The sequence below is a fragment of the Pantoea sp. MBD-2R genome (assembly GCF_039134845.1).
Taxonomy (GTDB): Bacteria; Pseudomonadota; Gammaproteobacteria; order Enterobacterales; family Enterobacteriaceae; genus Erwinia.
Map to the genome: position 1 here is coordinate 1,327,140 of NZ_CP152417.1, position 18,645 is coordinate 1,345,784.

The following is an 18,645-nucleotide window of genomic DNA, read 5'->3' on the forward strand; positions in this document are numbered from 1 at the left end:
AAACAGTGACCCGATGTGAGATAGCTCGCACATCAGGCCCTTTCCTTATGCCTCAAGAATCTCTTTCAGCTGGAGTTCTTCATAAATCTGTTTGACCCACTTTTCGGTACGTTCGTTGGTCAACTCCGGCTGACGATCTTCATCGATGGCGAGGCCGAGGAAGTGATTGTCATCCGCCAGCCCTTTAGAGGCTTCAAAATGATATCCTTCGGTTGGCCAGTGACCGACGATGACCGCGCCGTTAGGCTCGATGATATCGCGGATAGTGCCCATCGCATCGCAGAAGTATTCTGCGTAGTCTTCCTGATCGCCACAACCAAACAGCGCAACCAGCTTACCGTTGAAGTCGATCTCTTCCAGCGTAGGGAAGAAATCGTCCCAGTCACACTGGGCTTCGCCGTAATACCAGGTTGGGATGCCCAGCAGTAAAATATCAAAGGCTTCAAGGTCTTCTTTGCTGCTTTTAGCGATATCATGAACTTCCGCAACCTCTTTACCGAGCTGCTTCTGGATCATTTTTGCAATGTTTTCCGTATTGCCCGTATCGCTGCCAAAGAAAATGCCTACGATTGCCATGATGTTAATAACCTCTTAAAACTTATAATGGAGGCGGCTAGCCTGCTTGTGTTAACGGCAATGATAGCAGACAGATTCAGGGGGATAAATCAGTAATCCGTCCGCATTTGTCGCTTTGTGCTTTGCCGCTGTATGAGCGTATTAGCGTTCAGGATGGGCCAGCTGGGCCATCACCATTTCTTCAATCAGCTCGCTGCGGCTCATATTACGCTGCTCGGCAAGCTGGTTCAGAGCATCAACCGCGTCACTGTTCATTTTCAGTTCCACGCGCTTCAGCCCGCGCACTTTATCACGCTTAAGCTGATTGCGTTTGTTGATACGCAACTGCTCATCACGCGTCAGCGGATTGGTTTTCGGTCGTCCCGGGCGACGCTCATCTGCGAACAGATCGATCGTGGTGCGGTCCGTGTTTTCTTTTGCCATAGAATCGTGATACTGAAAGGCTGGAGTTCTGATGGATTGAGCCATGATGTCACTGTCGTTGAGGCAGCGACAAAATTTTAGCGCGCCATCATACCCCAGTGAAAGTCGTGACGACAATGATTTAGCTTTTTAACAACCTTTTTGTTTCTGCTGAGCAAAAAAACGGCTGATAGCGCGTAAAACAGCATCAGGTTTTTCGGCATGCACCCAGTGACCCGCGCCGGCAATCACATGGGCGCGTGCCGCAGGAAACTGTTTCAGCAGTGCTTCACGATATTCCTCCGCCAGATAAGCGGAGAGTTCACCGCGAATAAACAGCGCCGGGCGTTGCCAGGCAGGCAGCGGTTGCCAGCCAATAATTTGATCATAGCATTGCCACAGCGCAGGGACATTAAATCGCCAGCGGCCTTCATGAAAGGACTTTAACAGGAATTGAATCACCCCTTCTTCATTGATTGTCTGGCGCATCAGGGCAGCCGCTTCGCTACGCGAGGTGACGCCGGCTTCGCTTACCGCATTTAGCGCCGCAAAAATCTCATCATGGTGACGGGTAGGGTAGGCGACCGGCGCAATATCAATTACCACCAGCTGTTCAACGCGTTCTGGTGCGAGGGAAGCCAGCGCCATTGCAATTTTTCCGCCCATCGAATGCCCAATAACCGCAAACTGCTCTACGCCCGCGTCATCCAGCGTTTCCAGCACGTCCTGAGCCATTTCCAGATAGTCCATTTTTTCAGAACGGGGAGAAAGTCCATGGTTGCGGACGTCCAGCTGGATCACCGGACGATCGTTTTTCAGGCTGCGGGCCAGAACGCCCAGATTATCCAGATTGCCAAAAAGGCCGTGAATCAGCACGACGGGCGAGTCAGAAACCGCAGATTGTTCAGATTGCAAGCGAGCATTCAATTTCATGGCAAAGTTCTTACAGTGGAAACGAGGGGTTAGGGTATCATGGAATCACGATTCTCTGCCGGACTGACCAGATGAATCATGACCCTCTTTTTGCGGCATATTCTGACTTTTGCTGGCAAACAGGGCTGGCGCTACACCCCGGCAGGATTTAACTTTATAATCCTCGTGTTAGAGTTGAACGATCGCTACCCACTTGAGGTGCGCCCGAATCAGCTCTTATCAGCAATAATCGTACTGGATCAAGATGAAAACTATTGAAGTCGACGAAGAGCTCTACCGTTATATCGCCAGCCACACTCAGCATATTGGTGAAAGCGCCTCTGACATTTTGCGCCGCATGCTTAAATTTTCCGCAGGCCAAAGCGCGCCGGCTGCGCCTGTCGCTGTTTCCAGCGCGACTGGCGAGAAAGTCGCAGCGCCTGTAAAAGAGGAAGCACGTCCGCAGGATCGCGTTCGCGCGGTTCGCGAGCTGCTGCTGTCGGATGAGTATGCTGAACAGAAAAAAGCGGTTAACCGCTTTATGCTGATTTTGTCGACTTTATACAATCTGGATCCCAAGGGATTTGCCGCCGCGACAGAATCACTTCTGGGCCGCACGCGCGTTTACTTTGCAGGTAATCAACAGACCCTGGTACAAAACGGCACCCATACCAAGCCACAGCATATTCCTGGGACGCCGTACTGGGTGATCACCAATACCAACACAGGTCGCAAACGCAGCATGGTTGAACATATCATGTCGTCAATGCAGTTCCCGACGGAACTGGCAGACAAAGTTTGCGGCACCCTCTAACTGATAAACTTTAGCGTCAGGGAGAAGCGCCAATGGCCAATCACCCCCGTGCCGGGCAACCAGCCCAGCAGAGCGATTTGATTAACGTTGCACAATTAACTTCGCAGTATTATGTCCTGCAACCTGAGCCAGGCAATGCAGAACATGCGGTGAAATTCGGCACATCCGGCCATCGCGGCAGTGCAGGACGTCATAGTTTCAATGAGACGCATATTCTGGCCATTGCTCAGGCAATCGCGGAAGAGCGCAAAAAGAATGGCGTTACAGGCCCCTGCTACGTAGGGAAAGATACGCACGCGCTGTCTGAACCGGCAATCATTTCCGTACTGGAAGTGCTGGCGGCCAACGGTGTTGATGTCATCGTGCAGCAGGACAACGGCTATACGCCAACGCCTGCGATTTCCAACGCCATCCTTGAGCATAATAAAGCAGGCGGCGCGCAGGCTGACGGTATCGTCATCACGCCTTCGCACAACCCACCTGAAGACGGCGGCATTAAGTACAATCCACCGAACGGCGGACCGGCTGATACTAACGTCACTAAAGTGGTTGAAGATCGTGCTAACGCCCTGATCAAAGATGGCCTGAAAGACGTTAAGCGTATCTCCCTGGCTAAAGCCTGGGAAAGCGGCCATTTGCAGGAGAAAGATCTGATCCAGCCTTATATTGAGGGCCTGGCGCAAATCATTGATATTCCTGCTATTCAGAAAGCCGGCCTGAAAATTGGCGTCGATCCATTAGGCGGCTCCGGCATTGCTTACTGGCAGCGTATCGCAGAATTCTACAACCTGGATCTGACTATCGTTAACGATTCTGTCGACCAGACCTTCCGCTTTATGCATCTGGATAAAGATGGCGTTATCCGTATGGATTGCTCGTCTGAGAGCGCGATGGCGGGCCTGCTGGCGCTGCGTGATAAGTTCGATCTCGCTTTTGCTAACGATCCGGATTATGACCGCCACGGTATCGTCACGCCTGCTGGCCTGATGAATCCTAACCATTACCTGGCTGTCGCGATCAATTACCTGTTCCAGCATCGTCCTCAGTGGGGCAAAGACGTTGCCGTCGGCAAAACGCTGGTATCCAGCGCGATGATCGACCGCGTGGTGAACGATATTGGCCGCAAGCTGGTGGAAGTCCCGGTTGGCTTCAAATGGTTTGTTGATGGTCTGTTTGACGGCAGCTTCGGCTTTGGCGGCGAAGAGAGCGCGGGTGCATCTTTCCTGCGCTTTGACGGTTCGCCATGGTCTACTGACAAAGACGGCATCATCATGTGCCTGCTGGCGGCAGAGATCACGGCCGTCACCGGTAAAAATCCGCAGCAGCATTATGACGAGCTGGCTGAGCGTTTCGGTGCGCCAAGCTACAACCGCCTGCAGGCTTCTGCCACTTCTGCGCAAAAAGCAGCGCTGTCTAAGCTGTCACCAGAAATGGTCAGCGCAGATACGCTGGCTGGCGATCCGATCACTGCACGCCTGACTGCCGCGCCTGGCAACGGCGCGTCAATCGGCGGTCTGAAAGTGATGACCGAGAACGGCTGGTTTGCGGCTCGTCCGTCCGGTACGGAAGATGCCTATAAAATCTATTGTGAAAGCTTCCTGGGTGCTGAGCATCGCGAGAAGATCGAAAAAGAAGCAGTAGAAATTGTCAGTGAAGTGTTGAAAAACGCCTGATTGACCGTTTAACGGAAAGGCGCTGAATCCAGCGCCTTTTTTTTGTCTTTTTTACCCTCCTTTCTCACCGCTTCCTTATCCGTTGCGCGACTCGATAACCATTCAGCACGTTCGGCACAGGATATTTATGTGAATAAAAAGTGATCAAAAGCACCCTGTTAACTTTTTTGTAACTTAATGACGGCAGACGGCCAAAAATGGCGATTTTTTCTACAAAATAGTGGTCGGATGAGTAGTAAAATTACAACGTAAGCGTTATCATTTTCGCCAGAATACCCCAGCCCATTTACCCGGAGGACGTATGAACCTTTATCAACCTTATTCGGTACGCCGTATTTTAATGCGTCGTCTTGCGGTGATCCTGGTCGGTGTCGCTGCATTACCCATCATGCTTTTCCGCCACGACAGAGCCAAATTTTATAGCTATCTGCACTGCGTCTGGTTAAAGACCAGTACCCAGCCAGTCTGGCTGGCGCAATCAGAAGCCGCAGGTGGCGATTTCTGGTGATAATCTCCCGCTCCGGCGGGATTTTTTTTGCCTTTCTTTCAACTTTTTCTCAGTATCACTGGGCCTGAAGGCAACTTTTCAGCTACACTTAAACTTCTACAAAACGTAGGAGGTTGTACAAGTATGAGCGAGAAAATTCCCGTGGGTATCAGTGCCTGCCTGCTTGGCGATAATGTCCGTTTCGACGGTGGTCACAAGCGCTGTGCGTTTGCAGCCGAAGATCTCGCCCCGTTTATGCGTTATGAGCCTGTATGTCCGGAAATGGCGATTGGATTACCTACGCCTCGTCCTGCGTTACGTCTGACCGAAATGGCTGATGGCGAAGTCGAGCTGTGCTTTAGCAATGGTAAGGGCGAGCCGGTAACGGACGCGATGCAGCGCTTTTCAGAGAAGAAAATCTCCTCTCTGCATCACCTTTGCGGCTACATCGTGTGTGCCAAATCACCGAGCTGCGGCATGGAGCGCGTGCGCGTTTATCAGCCCGACAACAACAATAATCGCAAGGCTGGCGAGGGTATCTTCACCCGCGAGCTGATGAAGCAAATGCCGTGGCTGCCGGTTGAAGAAGATGGTCGCCTGCACGACCCGGTTCTGCGTGAGAATTTTGTTGAACGCGTTTATACGCTGCATGAATTTAATGAAATGTGGCGCAGTGGCTTAACGCGCGGCAAGCTGATTGCCTTTCACAGTCGTTACAAGCTCTCACTGCTGGCGCATTCACAGCCTGAATATCGCGAAATAGGGCGTTTCGTCGCGGCCATCGAAAGCTGGTCTTCGCTGGAGGAGTATGCCATCGAATATCGTCAGCGCCTGATGGACTTGCTGAAGCACAAAGCGACGCGAGGCAACCACACTAACGTTATGATGCACGTTCAGGGGTATTTCCGACCGCAGCTGAACAGTAAACAGCGGCAGGAACTCACCTCGCTGATCGAGCACTATCGTCAGGGATTGCAGCCGCTGTTAGCGCCGATGACCTTGCTTAAACATTACATGTCGGAATACCCCGATCCTTATCTGGCGCAGCAGCGTTATTTCGAACCTTACCCGGAAGCGCTGCGTCTGCGCTACGGTCATTAATTCTGGAGTTTCATGGCCACCCATCTGGTCTGGATGCGCAACGATTTGCGCATCCATGATAACTACGCCTTACACGCAGCCTGCCGGGATGCCAAAGCGACCGTCATTACTTTGTTCATTGCCACGCCTGCCCAGTGGCAGACGCATCATATGGCAGCCAAACAGGCGGCATTTATCTATCAAAGCTTGCAGGAACTACAGGCTTCGCTGGCTGAAAAAGGGATTGCGCTGCACTGTCTGCACAGCAAAGACTTTACCGATTCTATCGGTGCGCTGACGGATTTTTGCCAGCAGCACAGCGTCGACCGGCTTTTTTATAATTATCAGTATGAAATTAATGAACGTGAGCGTGATGCGAAAGCCGAGCGGGCGCTCTCCAGGCTGGATATTGTTGTTCAGGGCTTTGATGACAGCCTGTTGCTGGCACCCGGCAGCGTACAAACCGGCAATCGTGAAATGTACAAAGTGTTCACGCCTTTCAGCCGGGCTTTTGTTAAGCGTCTGAACGAAGGATTACCCGAGTGCGTGCCTGCGCCACGCGCGCGCGAAGATGCGCCGCTGGCAAAAATACCGTCGCTTGAACCTTTTGATTATCCCTTTGAAGCGTTCGACCCGCAGCTATTTCCGGCAGGAGAAAAGGCGGCGCTACATCGCCTGCGTGAATTTAGCCAGCAGCCGGTAACCCACTATTCTAACCGCCGTGATATTCCCGCGGTTGATGGTACCAGTCGTCTGTCCGCTTATCTGGCTATCGGGGTGCTTTCACCACGCCAGTGTTTGCACCGGCTGCTGCGGGAACATCCCGACGCGCTGGAAAATCAGCAGATTTTCACCTGGCTGAACGAGCTGATTTGGCGCGAATTTTATCGCCACCTACTCGTTGCCTGGCCGTCGCTGTGTAAGCACCAGCCGTTTATCGGCTGGACGAAAAAGGTGGCGTGGCAGCGCAATCAGGAACATCTGACGGCCTGGCAGCAGGGAAAAACCGGCTATCCAATTGTGGATGCCGCCATGCGACAGCTGAACAGCCTGGGCTGGATGCATAATCGCCTGCGGATGATCACCGCCAGTTTTCTGATTAAAGATCTGCTGATCGACTGGCGGGAAGGGGAGCGCTACTTTATGGCGCAGCTGCTTGATGGCGATCTGGCCGCCAACAACGGTGGCTGGCAGTGGGCCGCGTCTACCGGTAACGACGCCGCACCTTATTTCCGTATCTTCAATCCGACTACGCAGGGTGAGCGTTTCGATAAAGACGGTGAGTTTATTCGCCAGTGGTTGCCCGAGCTGAAAGCGGTGCCGGATAAGCATATTCATCAACCTCATGCCTGGGCAAAGCAGCAGAAAATCTCGCTGGACTATCCCGATCCGATCGTGGACCACAAAGAAGCCCGTAAGCAAACGCTCGCGGCTTATGAAGCTGCCAGAAAATAACCGTTCCCAGCGGGCGGTTTTCTCCGCCCGTTCTCATCGATTGCCCCGTCTGCTATTGTTGCCGTTATCCCTCGCTTAAGGCTTTGATTTATTCCAGCCAGCACTTTCAGGAACAGTTATGCGAAATACCGAACTCGAACAAATCGTTAATCAGCAATTAAATACCGCGACCTTCAGCGACTATGCGCCAAACGGGCTTCAGGTTGAAGGACGCGAAGAAATAAAGAAAATCGTTACCGGCGTCACCGCCTGTCAGGCTTTGCTGGATGAAGCCGTCCGTCTGAAGGCGGATGCGGTGCTGGTACATCACGGCTATTTCTGGAAAAGCGAAGCGCCGGTGATTAAAGGCATGAAGCGCAACCGGTTGAAGACGCTGCTGGCGAACGATATCAATTTGTATGGCTGGCATCTGCCGCTGGATGCGCACCCGGAGCTGGGCAACAACGCGCAGCTGGCAAAAATGTTTGGCATTACCGTTAAGGGCGAGGTGATGCCGCTGGTGCCATGGGGCGAGCTGCCGGAGGCGTTGACCGGCGAGCAGCTGGCGGAACGTATCAGCAACGTGCTGGGACGCGAACCGCTGCACTGCGGTGATAATGCGCCACGCCTGATCCGCCGTATTGCCTGGTGTTCCGGCGGCGGGCAGGGCTTTATTGATGCCGCTGCCGCTTTTGGCGTGGATGCGTTTATCACGGGTGAAGTCTCCGAGCAGACCATCCACAGCGCCCGCGAGCAGGGACTGCACTTCTTTGCCGCTGGCCATCACGCTACCGAACGCGGCGGCATCAAAGCGCTGGGTGAATGGCTGGCGGAAAATCATGGACTTGATGTCAGCTTTATCGATATTGCCAATCCTGCCTGATCCTGAACGGGCGGTTTTTGCTACCGCCCATCACTGTTGTTGACACAACTCTTACATTTCCGCATAACTAGCTGTCCAGCAATTGAGTGGCCTCGATAAGCAGGCCCGGAGGAGTGTTTTGCAACGAGCACGTTGTTACCTTTTAGGCGAACGCGCGGTAGTGCTTGAGCTGGAACCCCCTGTTTCACTCAACAGCCAGCAGCGTATCTGGGGATTGTCGGCTCGCCTGACAAAACGACCTGAAGTGATCGAGGTCATCCCCGGTATGAACAACATCACGGTCATTCTTAGCGATCCGCAGAACACGGCGCTGGACGCCATCGAATGGCTACAGAACGGGTGGGAAAAAAGCGAAGCGCTTGAGTTGGACACGCGGCAGATCGCGATCCCCGTGATCTACGGCGGCGCTGCCGGGCCGGATTTGGATGAAGTCGCGCATCTTAGCGGCCTGACGCCACGACAGGTAGTCGAAGCGCACGCGGCGGCACACTACACCGTGTATTTTATCGGCTTTCAGCCGGGTTTCCCTTATATGGCCGGACTTGACGAACGCATTCATACGCCTCGTCGCGCCGAGCCTCGCGTTGCGGTTCCGGCAGGATCGGTGGGTATTGGCGGTAGCCAGACCGGTGTTTATCCGCTTTCCGCGCCGGGCGGCTGGCAGCTAATTGGCCTGACCACAGTCGCGCTTTTCACGCCGGAACAGCAGCCTCCGACCTATTTACGGCCGGGCGACAGCGTGCGATTTGTGCCGCAAAAGGAGGGGATATGCTGAAAATTTTACGTGCCGGGATGAGCACCACGCTACAGGATGCGGGCCGCACCGGTTGGCGTCAGTACGGTATCAGCTGTGGCGGTGTACTGGATCGGCCTGCGATGGAAACGGCCAATTTGCTGGTGGGCAATCAGCGAACCCGTGCGGTGCTGGAAATCACCCTGGGGCAGTTCTGCGCCGAGTTCGGCCGCGACGGCTGGATGGCGTTGACGGGCGCAGGATGCAACGCGGAACTGGACGGTAAACCCGTCTGGACCGGCTGGCGTACCGCAGTAAAAAAAGGTCAGCGCCTGACGCTGAAGATGCCGCAGCGCGGGATGCGCAGCTATCTTGCGGTTGATGGCGGTTTTGCGGTTCCCGAGGTGTTGGGATCGTGCAGTACCGATGTTAAAGCGGGCTTTGGCGGATTTAACGGCCAGCGCATTCAGGACGGTGACCTCCTGCCGCTTGCCGATCCGGCGCAGCATTTCAATAAGCCCGCCGGCGTGCGTCAGCTGCTGTTTGGCAACCGTGTCCGCGCCATGGTTGGGCCGGAATACTCTGAGTTCAGTCCGGAAAGCCGCGAAATATTCTGGCGAACGTCATGGCAGCTTAATCCGCAAAGTAACCGCATGGGTTATCGCTTGCAGGGCCGCGCACTAACGCGTACTGCTAAGCGTGAAATGTTATCGCACGGGCTTCTTCCCGGCGTTATCCAGGTGCCGCCTAACGGTCAGCCCATCGTGTTAATGGCCGATGCCCATACTACGGGCGGCTATCCACGCATCGCCTGCGTAATTGAGGCCGATCTCTATCATCTGGCGCAGATCCGTTTAGGGGAGCCGATTCACTTTGTCCACTGTTCGCTGGAAGAAGCGCTTCAGGCGAAGCGGGAACAGCAACGCGTCATTGAGCAAATGGCCTGGGGGTTACAACATGAAGGTTGATCTTAATGCCGATCTGGGCGAGGGCTGCGGTAACGATCGGGCGTTGTTGCAGCAGGTCTCCTCCGCCAACATCGCCTGTGGTTTCCATGCGGGTGATGCACAAACCATGAGGCAGAGCGTGCTTTGGGCGCTGGAATATGGCGTGGCAATTGGTGCGCATCCCAGCTTTCCCGACCGTGAAAATTTTGGCCGCACCCGAATGCAGCTTCCGGCAGAAACGGTACGGGCGCAGGTGATTTATCAGATCGGCGCGCTGAAGGCGATTGCACAAAGTGAAGGCGGCAGGCTGGTGCACGTTAAGCCACACGGCATGCTTTACAACCAGTCAGCGCAGGAGCCACAGCTGGCAGAAGCGATAGCACAAGCGGTGCTGGCCGTTGATGCCAGCCTGATTCTGGTCGGGCTGGCGAACAGCGAGTCGATTCGGGCCGCGCGTTCTCTGGGGCTGGCGACTAAACAAGAAGTTTTTGCCGACCGGGGCTATCAGGCTGACGGTACGCTGGTACCACGTTCTCAGCCAGGCGCGCTGATTGAGAGCGATGAGCAGGCCATTTCTCAAACGCTCAGCATGATCCAGCAGGGAAAAGTGCAGAGTATTACGGGTGAGTGGGTCAGTGTTCAGGCCGACACCGTTTGTCTGCACGGTGATGGCGCTCACGCGCTGGCTTTTGCCCGTCAGCTTCGCGAAGCATTTTCAGCGCAAAAAATTGACGTCAGCAGCCGCTGAAACAGGCGCAACGCCTGAAGAATGCCGCGCAACTTCGGAGGATGCATGGAAAATGCAGTAAATTTGTGGCCGCTGGCCGGCATTGCCGCCATCATTATCGGCTTTTTGTTACGTTTTAACCCGGCGCTGGTGGTGATTGTCTCCGGTATTATTACCGGTCTGGCCGCGTATATGCCGGTTGGCGATATTTTGGAAAAACTCGGATCCGGCTTTTTAAATACCCGTAATCTGCCGCTGATCCTGCTGCTGCCGCTGGTGGTGATTGGCCTGCTCGAACGTCACGGCCTTAAGGAGCGCGCGCAGGCGTGGATTGGGCAGATCAAAAGCGCCACGGCGGGCCGTTTGCTGATTGTTTATTTGCTGGCTCGTGAACTGACGGCGGCGATGGGACTGACCAGCCTGGGCGGCCATCCACAAATGGTACGTCCGCTGCTGGCACCGATGGCGGAAGGTACAACGGAGAATCGCTATGGCGATCTATCCCCAGAGGTTCGTCATCGGCTGCGCGCGATGGCCGCGGCAACGGATAACGTCGGTCTGTTTTTCGGCGAGGACATTTTTGTCGCCTTCGGCGCCATTATTTTTATGCATAATTTTATGCAGGAGGCCGCAGGCATCCAGACCGACCCGCTGCAAATTGCCATCTGGGGCATCCCCACCGCCGTTTGTGCTTTTTTGATCCATGCTTTCCGCTTACGTCGGCTGGATAAAACGCTGGCTGCCGAACTCTCCGCGCTTAGCGCACAGGCGCTGAAAGCAAAAGGGGAACGCTGATGTTTGAGCAGCAATATTTGTTCTGGCTGGCCAGCCTGCTGATGCTGGTGGTGGCGGTAATGTCCTGGCGGGATAAAGCCAATCCCCGACGCCTGACCACCGGGCTTTTCTGGGCGCTGTATGCGCTGGTGTTCTTTGTCGGTGACTGGACGGCGGAACTGATCGGTGCCCGGTCATTGCATATCATTATTGGCGTCATTGTTGTGGTGATGGCACTGATCGCCGGGCTTGGCGGTGTGAAACTGGGTTCTTATCACCAGCGCAGCCGTGAACAGCGCGAAGCCAGCGCTCAGCGGTTGCGTAACCGCTTATTCCTTCCGGCTTTGGCTATTCCCGTGGTCACGGTAGCCGGTGTGCTGTTAATCAATAATCTTCCTGGTCTGCAACTGGCACTGTTTGGGGCGGGCAACCACGCTACGCTTATCACGCTGTTTTCGATGACGATCGGCTGTCTTGTCAGCTGGTTGATTGCATTGAAATTGACGCGGGAAGGGCCGGCACAATCGGTGCAGGAAGCTCGCCGCCTGCTGGATGCTATCGGCTGGGCGTTTATTCTGCCTCAGCTGCTGGCGACGCTGGGCCTGCTGTTCACCACCGCTGGCGTCGGCACGGCAATTACTCATCTGACGGAAACGTATCTGGCCGTGGACAGCCGTTTCGCTGCGGTGGCGACCTATGCGATAGGCATGGCGCTGCTGACCATGGTGATGGGCAATGCCTTTGCCGCTTTTCCGATTGTGACGGCAGGGATCGGCATTCCCATCCTGGTTTTACAACATCATGGCAATCCGGCCGTGATGGCGGCGATCGGAATGTTTTCCGGCTATTGCGGCACGCTGATGACGCCGATGGCCGCCAATTACAATCTTGTACCGGCGGCATTGCTGGAGCTGCCGGATCGTAACGCGGTGATCAAAGCCCAGATCCCAACGGGCGTGCTATTGTTAATAGCGAATATTTTCCTGCTCTGGTTTTTAATGTTCTGACGAGGCAGCGCTGACAACAGTGCTGGTCACCGCCTTCGAACCTTTTGATGGCGAACTGATAAATTCTTCCTGGCGTCGCCAGCATGCCGCTACAGACCACAAGACTGGCGCTGGAAATGGCGCTGAGCATTGCACTAACGGTAGAAGAAGATCGTCGGCTGGAAGGTGGCGCAACACACTGAATAATGAAGGATGTGATAAATGCCAGAGGGTCCTGAGATCCGCCGGGCGGCGGATAAACTGGAAGCGGCGATTAAAGGTAAAACGCTGACCGATGTCTGGTTTGCATTTCCGCAGCTGAAAACGTACGAATCTTCGCTGATCGGTGAGCGGGTAGAGGCCATCGAAACGCGGGGGAAAGCCATTTTGACCCACTTTTCCAATGGGCTGACGCTTTACAGTCATAACCAATTGTACGGCGTCTGGCGCGTGGTAAAAAGCGGAACGGAACCACAAAGCAATCGAATATTACGGGTTCGGCTGGCCGCGGAAGATAAAACGCTGTTGCTCTACAGCGCCTCTGACATTGAAATGCATAACCAGGATACGCTGGGCGCGCACCCGTTTCTTCTACGGGTCGGGCCTGACGTGCTGGATATGACGCTGACGACTGAGCAGGTGAAAGAACGTCTGCTGTCGGCTAAATTCCGGCGGCGTCAGTTTAGCGGCCTGCTGCTTGACCAGGCATTTTTGGCGGGGTTGGGTAACTATCTGCGAGTGGAAATTCTCTGGCAGGCTGCGCTGGCACCCCAGCACAAAGCGCAGGATCTTTCACCGGAGCAGTTAGAGGTATTGGCGCAGGCGCTGCTGGATATTCCCCGGCTCTCTTATCAAACGCGCGGCGTGGCAAAGGAGAACAAGCATCATGGCGCACTGTTCAGCTTCAAAGTTTTTCACCGCGCCGGAAAAGCCTGCGAGCGCTGCGGTGGGATCATTGAAAAAACGTCGCTCTCCTCAAGGCCTTTTTACTGGTGTCCTGGCTGCCAGCAATAAAAAAAGCGCCGCAATGCGGCGCTTCTCATCTTTCCGACACGCGTTATTTGCTGTGTGACGTGAAGTCGCGCTGATCGTAGCCGGTATAAAGCTGGCGAGGACGGGCAATTTTGATGCCGTCGTCGTGCATCTCTTTCCAGTGAGCGATCCAGCCAACGGTACGCGCCATCGCGAAGATAACCGTAAACATGGAAGAAGGAATGCCCATCGCTTTCAGGATCAGACCTGAATAGAAATCGACGTTCGGATAGAGTTTGCGCTCAATGAAGTACGGGTCGTTTAGCGCGATATGTTCCAGCTCCATCGCCACTTCCAGCAAATCATCCTTCATGCCCAGCTCTTTCAGCACTTCGTGGCAAGTATCGCGCATCACGGTGGCACGTGGATCGTAGTTTTTGTAAACACGGTGACCAAAGCCCATCAGGCGGAAAGAGTCATTTTTATCTTTCGCTCGCTTGATGAATTCCGGAATGTGCTCCACGGTTTTAATCTCTTCCAGCATTCGCAGACAGGCTTCGTTTGCGCCGCCATGCGCCGGTCCCCACAGTGAAGCAATACCCGCCGCGATACAGGCAAACGGGTTAGCGCCGGAAGAACCTGCTGTACGCACGGTAGAGGTTGAGGCGTTCTGCTCGTGATCGGCATGCAGGATCAAAATACGATCCATCGCGCGTTCCAATACCGGGTTCACCACGTAATCTTCACACGGCGTGGAGAACATCATGTTCAGGAAGTTGGCGGAGTAGGAGAGATCGTTGCGCGGATAGACGAAGGGCTGGCCAATCGAATACTTGTAACACATTGCCGCAACGGTTGGCATTTTGGACAGCAAGCGGAAGGCAGCAATTTCACGGTGACGCTCAATATTGACGTCCATCGCATCATGATAGAAAGCCGCCAGCGCGCCGGTCACGCCACACATCACCGCCATCGGGTGCGAATCACGGCGGAAGCCGCGGAACAGATGGTGGATTTGCTCATGGATCATCGTATGACGCGTCACGATAGTACGGAATTCGTCAAACTGTTCTTTGGTTGGCGCTTCGCCATTCAGCAGGATATAGCACACTTCAAGATAATTAGAGTGCAGCGCCAGCTGATCGATAGGGAAACCACGGTGCAGCAGAATACCTTCGTCACCGTCGATATAGGTAATTTTAGACTCGCAGGACGCCGTAGACGTGAAGCCCGGGTCAAAGGTGAAATATCCTTTAGAGCCGAGACTACGGACATCAATCTCTTCCTGGCCTAACGTGCCACTCAGCACATCAAGTTCAATAGCCGCTTCACCCGGCAGGTTTAGCGTTGCTTTTTTATCAGCCATTTACAGTCTCCTTAGCGCCTTATCGATGAATCTATGACACCGGAAAAGCTATTATGTCCACCGCTGTGTGCTGATAAATTCATCAACTCTGTGGCATCTTATAATGTGCAGGGTACAGAGTGACGGGCACGTGCAGGCCGGGAGGGCATAATCGGGCTTCATTTCGCAGTTGTTAAAGATTCGGTCTGGTCGTAACTTATCAGTACCCGATACTCAGTGTGTCTATCACACCAATGTTACATAACTTGTGCTTAGGTGAAAGTGTATCCCCATAACTTTTGTGCATCATAGAACTTTTCACGCAGAGTTTGTAACAAGAATGTTGAAACTTTGTCAAATCAGATAATTAAATTTGTATAAATTGTGAAAAATGTGAGTGGGATCACTGTTCCACCGAAATGTTCCCAAGATGTTTGTAGGGGAATTGTAATGAGTTTGTGATCGACCTATACTGCCGCCAGGTCTCCGGAATACCCTGACACCAGGAGCCACCCAGCGTTTGTTTTACCGCGTCAATTAACACTGGATGTTGCTGTTTTGGTGCCGGTACAGAGCTTTACCACGCCCGTGGAAGGTTCTGAGCTTCAGGACCGGAGGAAGCAAAATAAGAAAGGCTGTGTGGGCAAAACCGTGAAAAAACAAAGACCTGTCAACTTGGATCTCTCAACGATCCGGTTTCCCGTTACTGCAATAGCGTCTATTCTCCACCGCGTGTCCGGCGTCATTACCTTTGTGGCCGTTGGAATACTGCTCTGGTTACTGGGCCTGTCACTCTCTTCGCCGGAAGGCTTCCTGCAGGCGTCAGCCGTGATGGATAGCTTTTTTGTTAAATTCATTATGTGGGGCATTCTTACCGCGCTGGCATATCATATTGTCGGTGGTGTTCGCCATATGTTAATGGATTTTGGCTACCTGGCAGAGACGCAAGTGGTGGGAACGCGCTCAGCGCAAATCTGCTTTGGTATCACCGTCGTGCTTTCAATTCTGGCTGGAGTCCTCGTATGTTAAGCAACGCTTCTGCATTAGGACGCAACGGCGTTCATGACTGGCTGCTGGTACGCGCATCAGCAATTATTATGACGCTCTACGTGCTCTACATCCTCGGTTTTGTGGTGATGTCGGACACGCTAACCTATGAGATCTGGCGCGGATTTTTTGCCTCCTCCGTTACTAAAGTTTTCACGCTGCTGACGCTGTTCTCCATTTTGATGCATGGCTGGATAGGGATGTGGCAGGTGCTGACAGACTACGTCAAACATCTGGCGACCCGTTTGCTGTTGCAGATGGCGATTGTCGTGGCGCTGTTTGTCTATGCGATTTATGGAACTGTAGTTGTGTGGGGTGCGTAAAATGAAGTTGCCAGTCAGAGAGTTTGACGCCGTTGTAGTCGGCGCTGGTGGTGCAGGCATGCGTGCTGCGCTACAGATTTCCCAATCGGGCCAAACCTGCGCCCTGTTATCGAAAGTCTTCCCAACCCGTTCGCATACTGTGTCTGCTCAGGGCGGTATCACCGTTGCGCTGGGCAATACCCATGACGACAACTGGGAATGGCACATGTACGACACGGTCAAAGGTTCCGACTATATCGGTGACCAGGACGCGATCGAATATATGTGTAAAACCGGCCCGGAGGCGATTCTGGAGCTGGAGCATATGGGTCTGCCTTTCTCCCGTCTGGACGATGGACGCATTTATCAGCGTCCCTTTGGCGGCCAGTCGAAAAATTTTGGCGGTGAGCAGGCAGCACGTACTGCTGCTGCTGCTGACCGTACCGGTCATGCGTTACTGCATACCCTTTACCAGCAGAACCTGAAAAACAAGACCACCATTTTCTCCGAGTGGTATGCGCTGGATCTGGTTAAAAACGCTGACGGCGCTATCGTTGGCTGTACCGCGCTGAATATTGAAGATGGCGAAGTCGTCTATTTCAAAGCGCGTGCGACGGTGCTGGCGACGGGCGGCGCGGGCCGCATTTATCAATCCACCACCAACGCCCATATCAATACCGGTGACGGTGTAGGCATGGCGTTGCGTGCCGGCGTGCCGGTGCAGGATATGGAAATGTGGCAGTTCCATCCGACAGGCATTGCCGGTGCAGGCGTGCTGGTGACGGAAGGCTGTCGTGGTGAAGGCGGTTATCTGCTGAACAAGCACGGCGAACGCTTTATGGAACGCTATGCGCCAAACGCGAAAGATCTGGCAGGCCGAGACGTGGTTGCCCGCTCAATGATGATTGAGATCCGTGAAGGCCGTGGCTGTGAAGGGCCATGGGGACCGCATATCAAACTGAAACTCGATCATCTGGGAAGCGAAGTACTGGAAGCGCGTCTGCCGGGCATTCTTGAATTGTCACGTACCTTTGCTCACGTGGATCCGGTAAAAGAACCGATTCCTGTTATTCCAACCTGCCACTACATGATGGGTGGCATTCCGACGAAAGTGACCGGTCAGGCGCTGACGGTCAACGAGCAGGGCGAAGATGTTGTTGTGCCGGGGCTGTTTGCCGTTGGCGAAATCGCCTGCGTCTCCGTGCATGGTTCCAACCGTCTGGGCGGCAACTCGCTGTTGGATCTGGTGGTATTTGGCCGTGCAGCGGGTCTGCATCTGCAACAGTCTATCCAGGAGCAGGGCGAACTGCTGGACGCTACCGACGACGAGATCGATGCGTCGCTGGCTCGCCTCAACCGCTGGAACAATACCGAGACCGGTGAAGATCCTGTTGAACTGCGTAAGGCTCTGCAAACCTGTATGCAAAATAACTTCTCGGTGTTCCGCGAAGGCGATGCAATGGCGAAAGGCCTTGAGGAACTGAAAGTCCTGCGCGAGCGCCTGAAAAATGCCCGTCTGGATGACCGTTCGCCTGACTTTAATACCCAGCGTATTGAGTGTCTGGAGCTGGATAACCTGATGGAAACCGCTTACGCCACGGCTGTTGCCGCTAACTATCGTACCGAAAGCCGTGGTGCTCACAGTCGCTTTGATTACCCTGAACGTGACGATGCAAACTGGTTATGCCACAGCGTGTATCTGCCGCAAACCGAAAGCATGACTCGCCGTGAGGTGAACATGCAGCCAAAACTGCGCGCGGCCTTCCCGCCGAAAGCACGTACCTACTAGTTTGCGGAGAATAAGAACATGAAAATCGAATTTTCTGTTTATCGTTATAACCCGGACGTGGACGACGCGCCGCGGATGCAGGATTACAGCCTGGAGTCGGAAGAAGGGCGGGACATGATGCTGCTGGATGCGCTGATCCAGCTGAAAGAGCAGGATTCGACGCTGGCTTTCCGCCGCTCATGCCGTGAAGGGGTTTGCGGCTCCGACGGCATCAACATGAACGGTAAAAATGGCCTGGCCTGTATCACGCCGGTCTCTGCTCTGGGTGCAGGAAAACGCAAAATTGTCATCCGACCACTGCCCGGTTTACCGGTAATCCGGGATTTGGTAGTAGACATGGGACAGTTCTACACTCAGTATGAGAAGATTAAGCCTTACTTGTTGAATAATGGGGAAAATCCACCGGCTCGCGAGCACTTGCAGCAGCCTGAACAACGCGAAAAGCTGGATGGTCTGTACGAATGTATACTTTGTGCATGCTGTTCGACCTCCTGCCCGTCGTTCTGGTGGAACCCGGACAAGTTTATTGGTCCGGCAGGGCTGCTGGCCGCTTACCGTTTCCTGATCGACAGTCGCGATACGGAAACCGGCCCGCGTCTGGACAATCTGAGCGATGCGTTCAGCGTGTTCCGCTGCCACAGTATTATGAACTGCGTGAGCGTTTGTCCGAAAGGGCTAAACCCGACACGCGCCATCGGCCATATTAAGTCGATGCTGTTACAGAGAAGCGCGTAAGCGTAACTCACCCGGAGACCTGCTGGT

The 18,645-nt window shown here is 54.0% G+C and carries 20 protein-coding genes; 16 read left to right on the plus strand and 4 right to left on the minus strand.

What is annotated here, in order from left to right; genetic code table 11:
• Nucleotides 1-45 precede the first annotated feature (45 nt).
• The 3 genes from fldA to ybfF all read right to left on the minus strand — a co-directional run bounded on the left by fldA (nucleotide 46) and on the right by ybfF (nucleotide 1,911).
• Nucleotides 46-576 (minus strand): flavodoxin FldA, encoded by a 531-nt coding sequence (gene fldA / locus AAGQ96_RS06120; protein WP_147196268.1) that lies wholly within the window; start codon nucleotides 574-576, stop codon nucleotides 46-48.
• Between the two features lie 141 nt (nucleotides 577-717).
• Nucleotides 718-999, minus strand: a complete 282-nt coding sequence (gene ybfE, locus AAGQ96_RS06125; protein ID WP_147196269.1) for a LexA regulated protein — start codon at nucleotides 997-999, stop codon at nucleotides 718-720.
• Between the two features lie 129 nt (nucleotides 1,000-1,128).
• Nucleotides 1,129-1,911, minus strand: coding sequence for an esterase (gene ybfF / locus AAGQ96_RS06130; protein WP_342755074.1), 783 nt, complete (start codon nucleotides 1,909-1,911; stop codon nucleotides 1,129-1,131).
• A gap of 244 nt (nucleotides 1,912-2,155) precedes the next feature.
• Here ybfF and seqA point away from each other — a divergent pair, with 244 nt between their 5' ends.
• The 12 genes from seqA to nei all read left to right on the plus strand — a co-directional run bounded on the left by seqA (nucleotide 2,156) and on the right by nei (nucleotide 13,442).
• A complete protein-coding gene (gene seqA / locus AAGQ96_RS06135) occupies nucleotides 2,156-2,704 on the plus strand; it encodes a replication initiation negative regulator SeqA (protein WP_147196273.1) in 549 nt (182 codons plus the stop codon).
• Nucleotides 2,705-2,736: 32 nt separating this feature from the next.
• The gene (gene pgm / locus AAGQ96_RS06140; RefSeq protein ID WP_147196275.1) at nucleotides 2,737-4,377 is read left to right on the plus strand and encodes a phosphoglucomutase (alpha-D-glucose-1,6-bisphosphate-dependent); all 1,641 of its coding nucleotides are present in this window, start codon (nucleotides 2,737-2,739) and stop codon (nucleotides 4,375-4,377) included.
• A gap of 301 nt (nucleotides 4,378-4,678) precedes the next feature.
• Complete coding sequence (locus tag AAGQ96_RS06145) at nucleotides 4,679-4,885, plus strand: YbfA family protein (RefSeq protein WP_147196277.1); 207 nt, start codon at nucleotides 4,679-4,681, stop codon at nucleotides 4,883-4,885.
• Nucleotides 4,886-5,008: 123 nt separating this feature from the next.
• On the plus strand, nucleotides 5,009-5,965 hold the full coding sequence (locus AAGQ96_RS06150) for a 2-thiouracil desulfurase family protein (protein WP_147196279.1): 957 nt from the start codon (nucleotides 5,009-5,011) through the stop codon (nucleotides 5,963-5,965).
• A gap of 12 nt (nucleotides 5,966-5,977) precedes the next feature.
• Complete coding sequence (gene phrB / locus AAGQ96_RS06155) at nucleotides 5,978-7,399, plus strand: deoxyribodipyrimidine photo-lyase (protein ID WP_342755075.1); 1,422 nt, start codon at nucleotides 5,978-5,980, stop codon at nucleotides 7,397-7,399.
• Between the two features lie 118 nt (nucleotides 7,400-7,517).
• Entirely contained in the window at nucleotides 7,518-8,261 is a 744-nt protein-coding gene (locus AAGQ96_RS06160; protein WP_147196283.1) for a type 2 GTP cyclohydrolase I, read from the plus strand.
• 118 nt (nucleotides 8,262-8,379) lie between these two features.
• Nucleotides 8,380-9,036 carry a 5-oxoprolinase subunit PxpB gene (gene pxpB, locus AAGQ96_RS06165; RefSeq protein ID WP_147196285.1) on the plus strand — a complete coding sequence of 219 codons (657 nt, stop codon included), beginning with the start codon at nucleotides 8,380-8,382 and terminating at the stop codon, nucleotides 9,034-9,036.
• The gene (gene pxpC / locus AAGQ96_RS06170; RefSeq protein WP_342755076.1) at nucleotides 9,030-9,962 is read left to right on the plus strand and encodes a 5-oxoprolinase subunit PxpC; all 933 of its coding nucleotides are present in this window, start codon (nucleotides 9,030-9,032) and stop codon (nucleotides 9,960-9,962) included. The genes pxpB and pxpC overlap by 7 nt, the downstream gene beginning before the upstream one ends.
• Nucleotides 9,952-10,689, plus strand: a complete 738-nt coding sequence (gene pxpA, locus AAGQ96_RS06175; protein ID WP_147196289.1) for a 5-oxoprolinase subunit PxpA — start codon at nucleotides 9,952-9,954, stop codon at nucleotides 10,687-10,689. The genes pxpC and pxpA overlap by 11 nt, the downstream gene beginning before the upstream one ends.
• Nucleotides 10,690-10,734: 45 nt before the next feature.
• Nucleotides 10,735-11,463, plus strand: coding sequence for a DUF969 domain-containing protein (locus AAGQ96_RS06180; RefSeq protein WP_342755077.1), 729 nt, complete (start codon nucleotides 10,735-10,737; stop codon nucleotides 11,461-11,463).
• Entirely contained in the window at nucleotides 11,460-12,449 is a 990-nt protein-coding gene (locus AAGQ96_RS06185; protein ID WP_147196294.1) for a DUF979 domain-containing protein, read from the plus strand. The genes AAGQ96_RS06180 and AAGQ96_RS06185 overlap by 4 nt, the downstream gene beginning before the upstream one ends.
• A 201-nt stretch (nucleotides 12,450-12,650) precedes the next feature.
• The gene (gene nei, locus AAGQ96_RS06190) at nucleotides 12,651-13,442 is read left to right on the plus strand and encodes an endonuclease VIII (RefSeq protein ID WP_147196296.1); all 792 of its coding nucleotides are present in this window, start codon (nucleotides 12,651-12,653) and stop codon (nucleotides 13,440-13,442) included.
• Nucleotides 13,443-13,485: 43 nt separating this feature from the next.
• Here nei and AAGQ96_RS06195 read toward each other — a convergent pair whose 3' ends face one another.
• The gene (locus tag AAGQ96_RS06195; RefSeq protein WP_147196298.1) at nucleotides 13,486-14,766 is read right to left on the minus strand and encodes a citrate synthase; all 1,281 of its coding nucleotides are present in this window, start codon (nucleotides 14,764-14,766) and stop codon (nucleotides 13,486-13,488) included.
• A 618-nt stretch (nucleotides 14,767-15,384) separates the two neighbouring features.
• Here AAGQ96_RS06195 and sdhC point away from each other — a divergent pair.
• From sdhC to AAGQ96_RS06215, 4 genes are read left to right on the plus strand one after another with little or no spacing between them, the layout of a single operon-like run.
• Complete coding sequence (gene sdhC, locus AAGQ96_RS06200) at nucleotides 15,385-15,774, plus strand: succinate dehydrogenase cytochrome b556 subunit (RefSeq protein WP_147196300.1); 390 nt, start codon at nucleotides 15,385-15,387, stop codon at nucleotides 15,772-15,774.
• A complete protein-coding gene (gene sdhD, locus AAGQ96_RS06205) occupies nucleotides 15,768-16,115 on the plus strand; it encodes a succinate dehydrogenase membrane anchor subunit (protein ID WP_342755078.1) in 348 nt (115 codons plus the stop codon). Before sdhC ends, sdhD begins: the two co-directional genes overlap by 7 nt.
• Nucleotide 16,116: 1 nt before the next feature.
• Entirely contained in the window at nucleotides 16,117-17,883 is a 1,767-nt protein-coding gene (gene sdhA / locus AAGQ96_RS06210; protein ID WP_147196304.1) for a succinate dehydrogenase flavoprotein subunit, read from the plus strand.
• 18 nt (nucleotides 17,884-17,901) lie between these two features.
• Complete coding sequence (locus AAGQ96_RS06215) at nucleotides 17,902-18,618, plus strand: succinate dehydrogenase iron-sulfur subunit (protein WP_147196306.1); 717 nt, start codon at nucleotides 17,902-17,904, stop codon at nucleotides 18,616-18,618.
• Nucleotides 18,619-18,645: the final 27 nt, after the last annotated feature.

Coding starts and splice junctions, on each gene's coding strand:
- fldA (WP_147196268.1), bottom strand. CDS start 576: ATGGCAATCGTAGGCATTTTCTTTGGCAGCGATACGGGCAATACGGAA.
- ybfE (WP_147196269.1), bottom strand. CDS start 999: ATGGCAAAAGAAAACACGGACCGCACCACGATCGATCTGTTCGCAGAT.
- ybfF (WP_342755074.1), bottom strand. CDS start 1,911: ATGAAATTGAATGCTCGCTTGCAATCTGAACAATCTGCGGTTTCTGAC.
- seqA (WP_147196273.1), top strand. CDS start 2,156: ATGAAAACTATTGAAGTCGACGAAGAGCTCTACCGTTATATCGCCAGC.
- pgm (WP_147196275.1), top strand. CDS start 2,737: ATGGCCAATCACCCCCGTGCCGGGCAACCAGCCCAGCAGAGCGATTTG.
- AAGQ96_RS06145 (WP_147196277.1), top strand. CDS start 4,679: ATGAACCTTTATCAACCTTATTCGGTACGCCGTATTTTAATGCGTCGT.
- AAGQ96_RS06150 (WP_147196279.1), top strand. CDS start 5,009: ATGAGCGAGAAAATTCCCGTGGGTATCAGTGCCTGCCTGCTTGGCGAT.
- phrB (WP_342755075.1), top strand. CDS start 5,978: ATGGCCACCCATCTGGTCTGGATGCGCAACGATTTGCGCATCCATGAT.
- AAGQ96_RS06160 (WP_147196283.1), top strand. CDS start 7,518: ATGCGAAATACCGAACTCGAACAAATCGTTAATCAGCAATTAAATACC.
- pxpC (WP_342755076.1), top strand. CDS start 9,030: ATGCTGAAAATTTTACGTGCCGGGATGAGCACCACGCTACAGGATGCG.
- pxpA (WP_147196289.1), top strand. CDS start 9,952: ATGAAGGTTGATCTTAATGCCGATCTGGGCGAGGGCTGCGGTAACGAT.
- AAGQ96_RS06180 (WP_342755077.1), top strand. CDS start 10,735: ATGGAAAATGCAGTAAATTTGTGGCCGCTGGCCGGCATTGCCGCCATC.
- nei (WP_147196296.1), top strand. CDS start 12,651: ATGCCAGAGGGTCCTGAGATCCGCCGGGCGGCGGATAAACTGGAAGCG.
- AAGQ96_RS06195 (WP_147196298.1), bottom strand. CDS start 14,766: ATGGCTGATAAAAAAGCAACGCTAAACCTGCCGGGTGAAGCGGCTATT.
- sdhD (WP_342755078.1), top strand. CDS start 15,768: ATGTTAAGCAACGCTTCTGCATTAGGACGCAACGGCGTTCATGACTGG.
- sdhA (WP_147196304.1), top strand. CDS start 16,117: ATGAAGTTGCCAGTCAGAGAGTTTGACGCCGTTGTAGTCGGCGCTGGT.
- AAGQ96_RS06215 (WP_147196306.1), top strand. CDS start 17,902: ATGAAAATCGAATTTTCTGTTTATCGTTATAACCCGGACGTGGACGAC.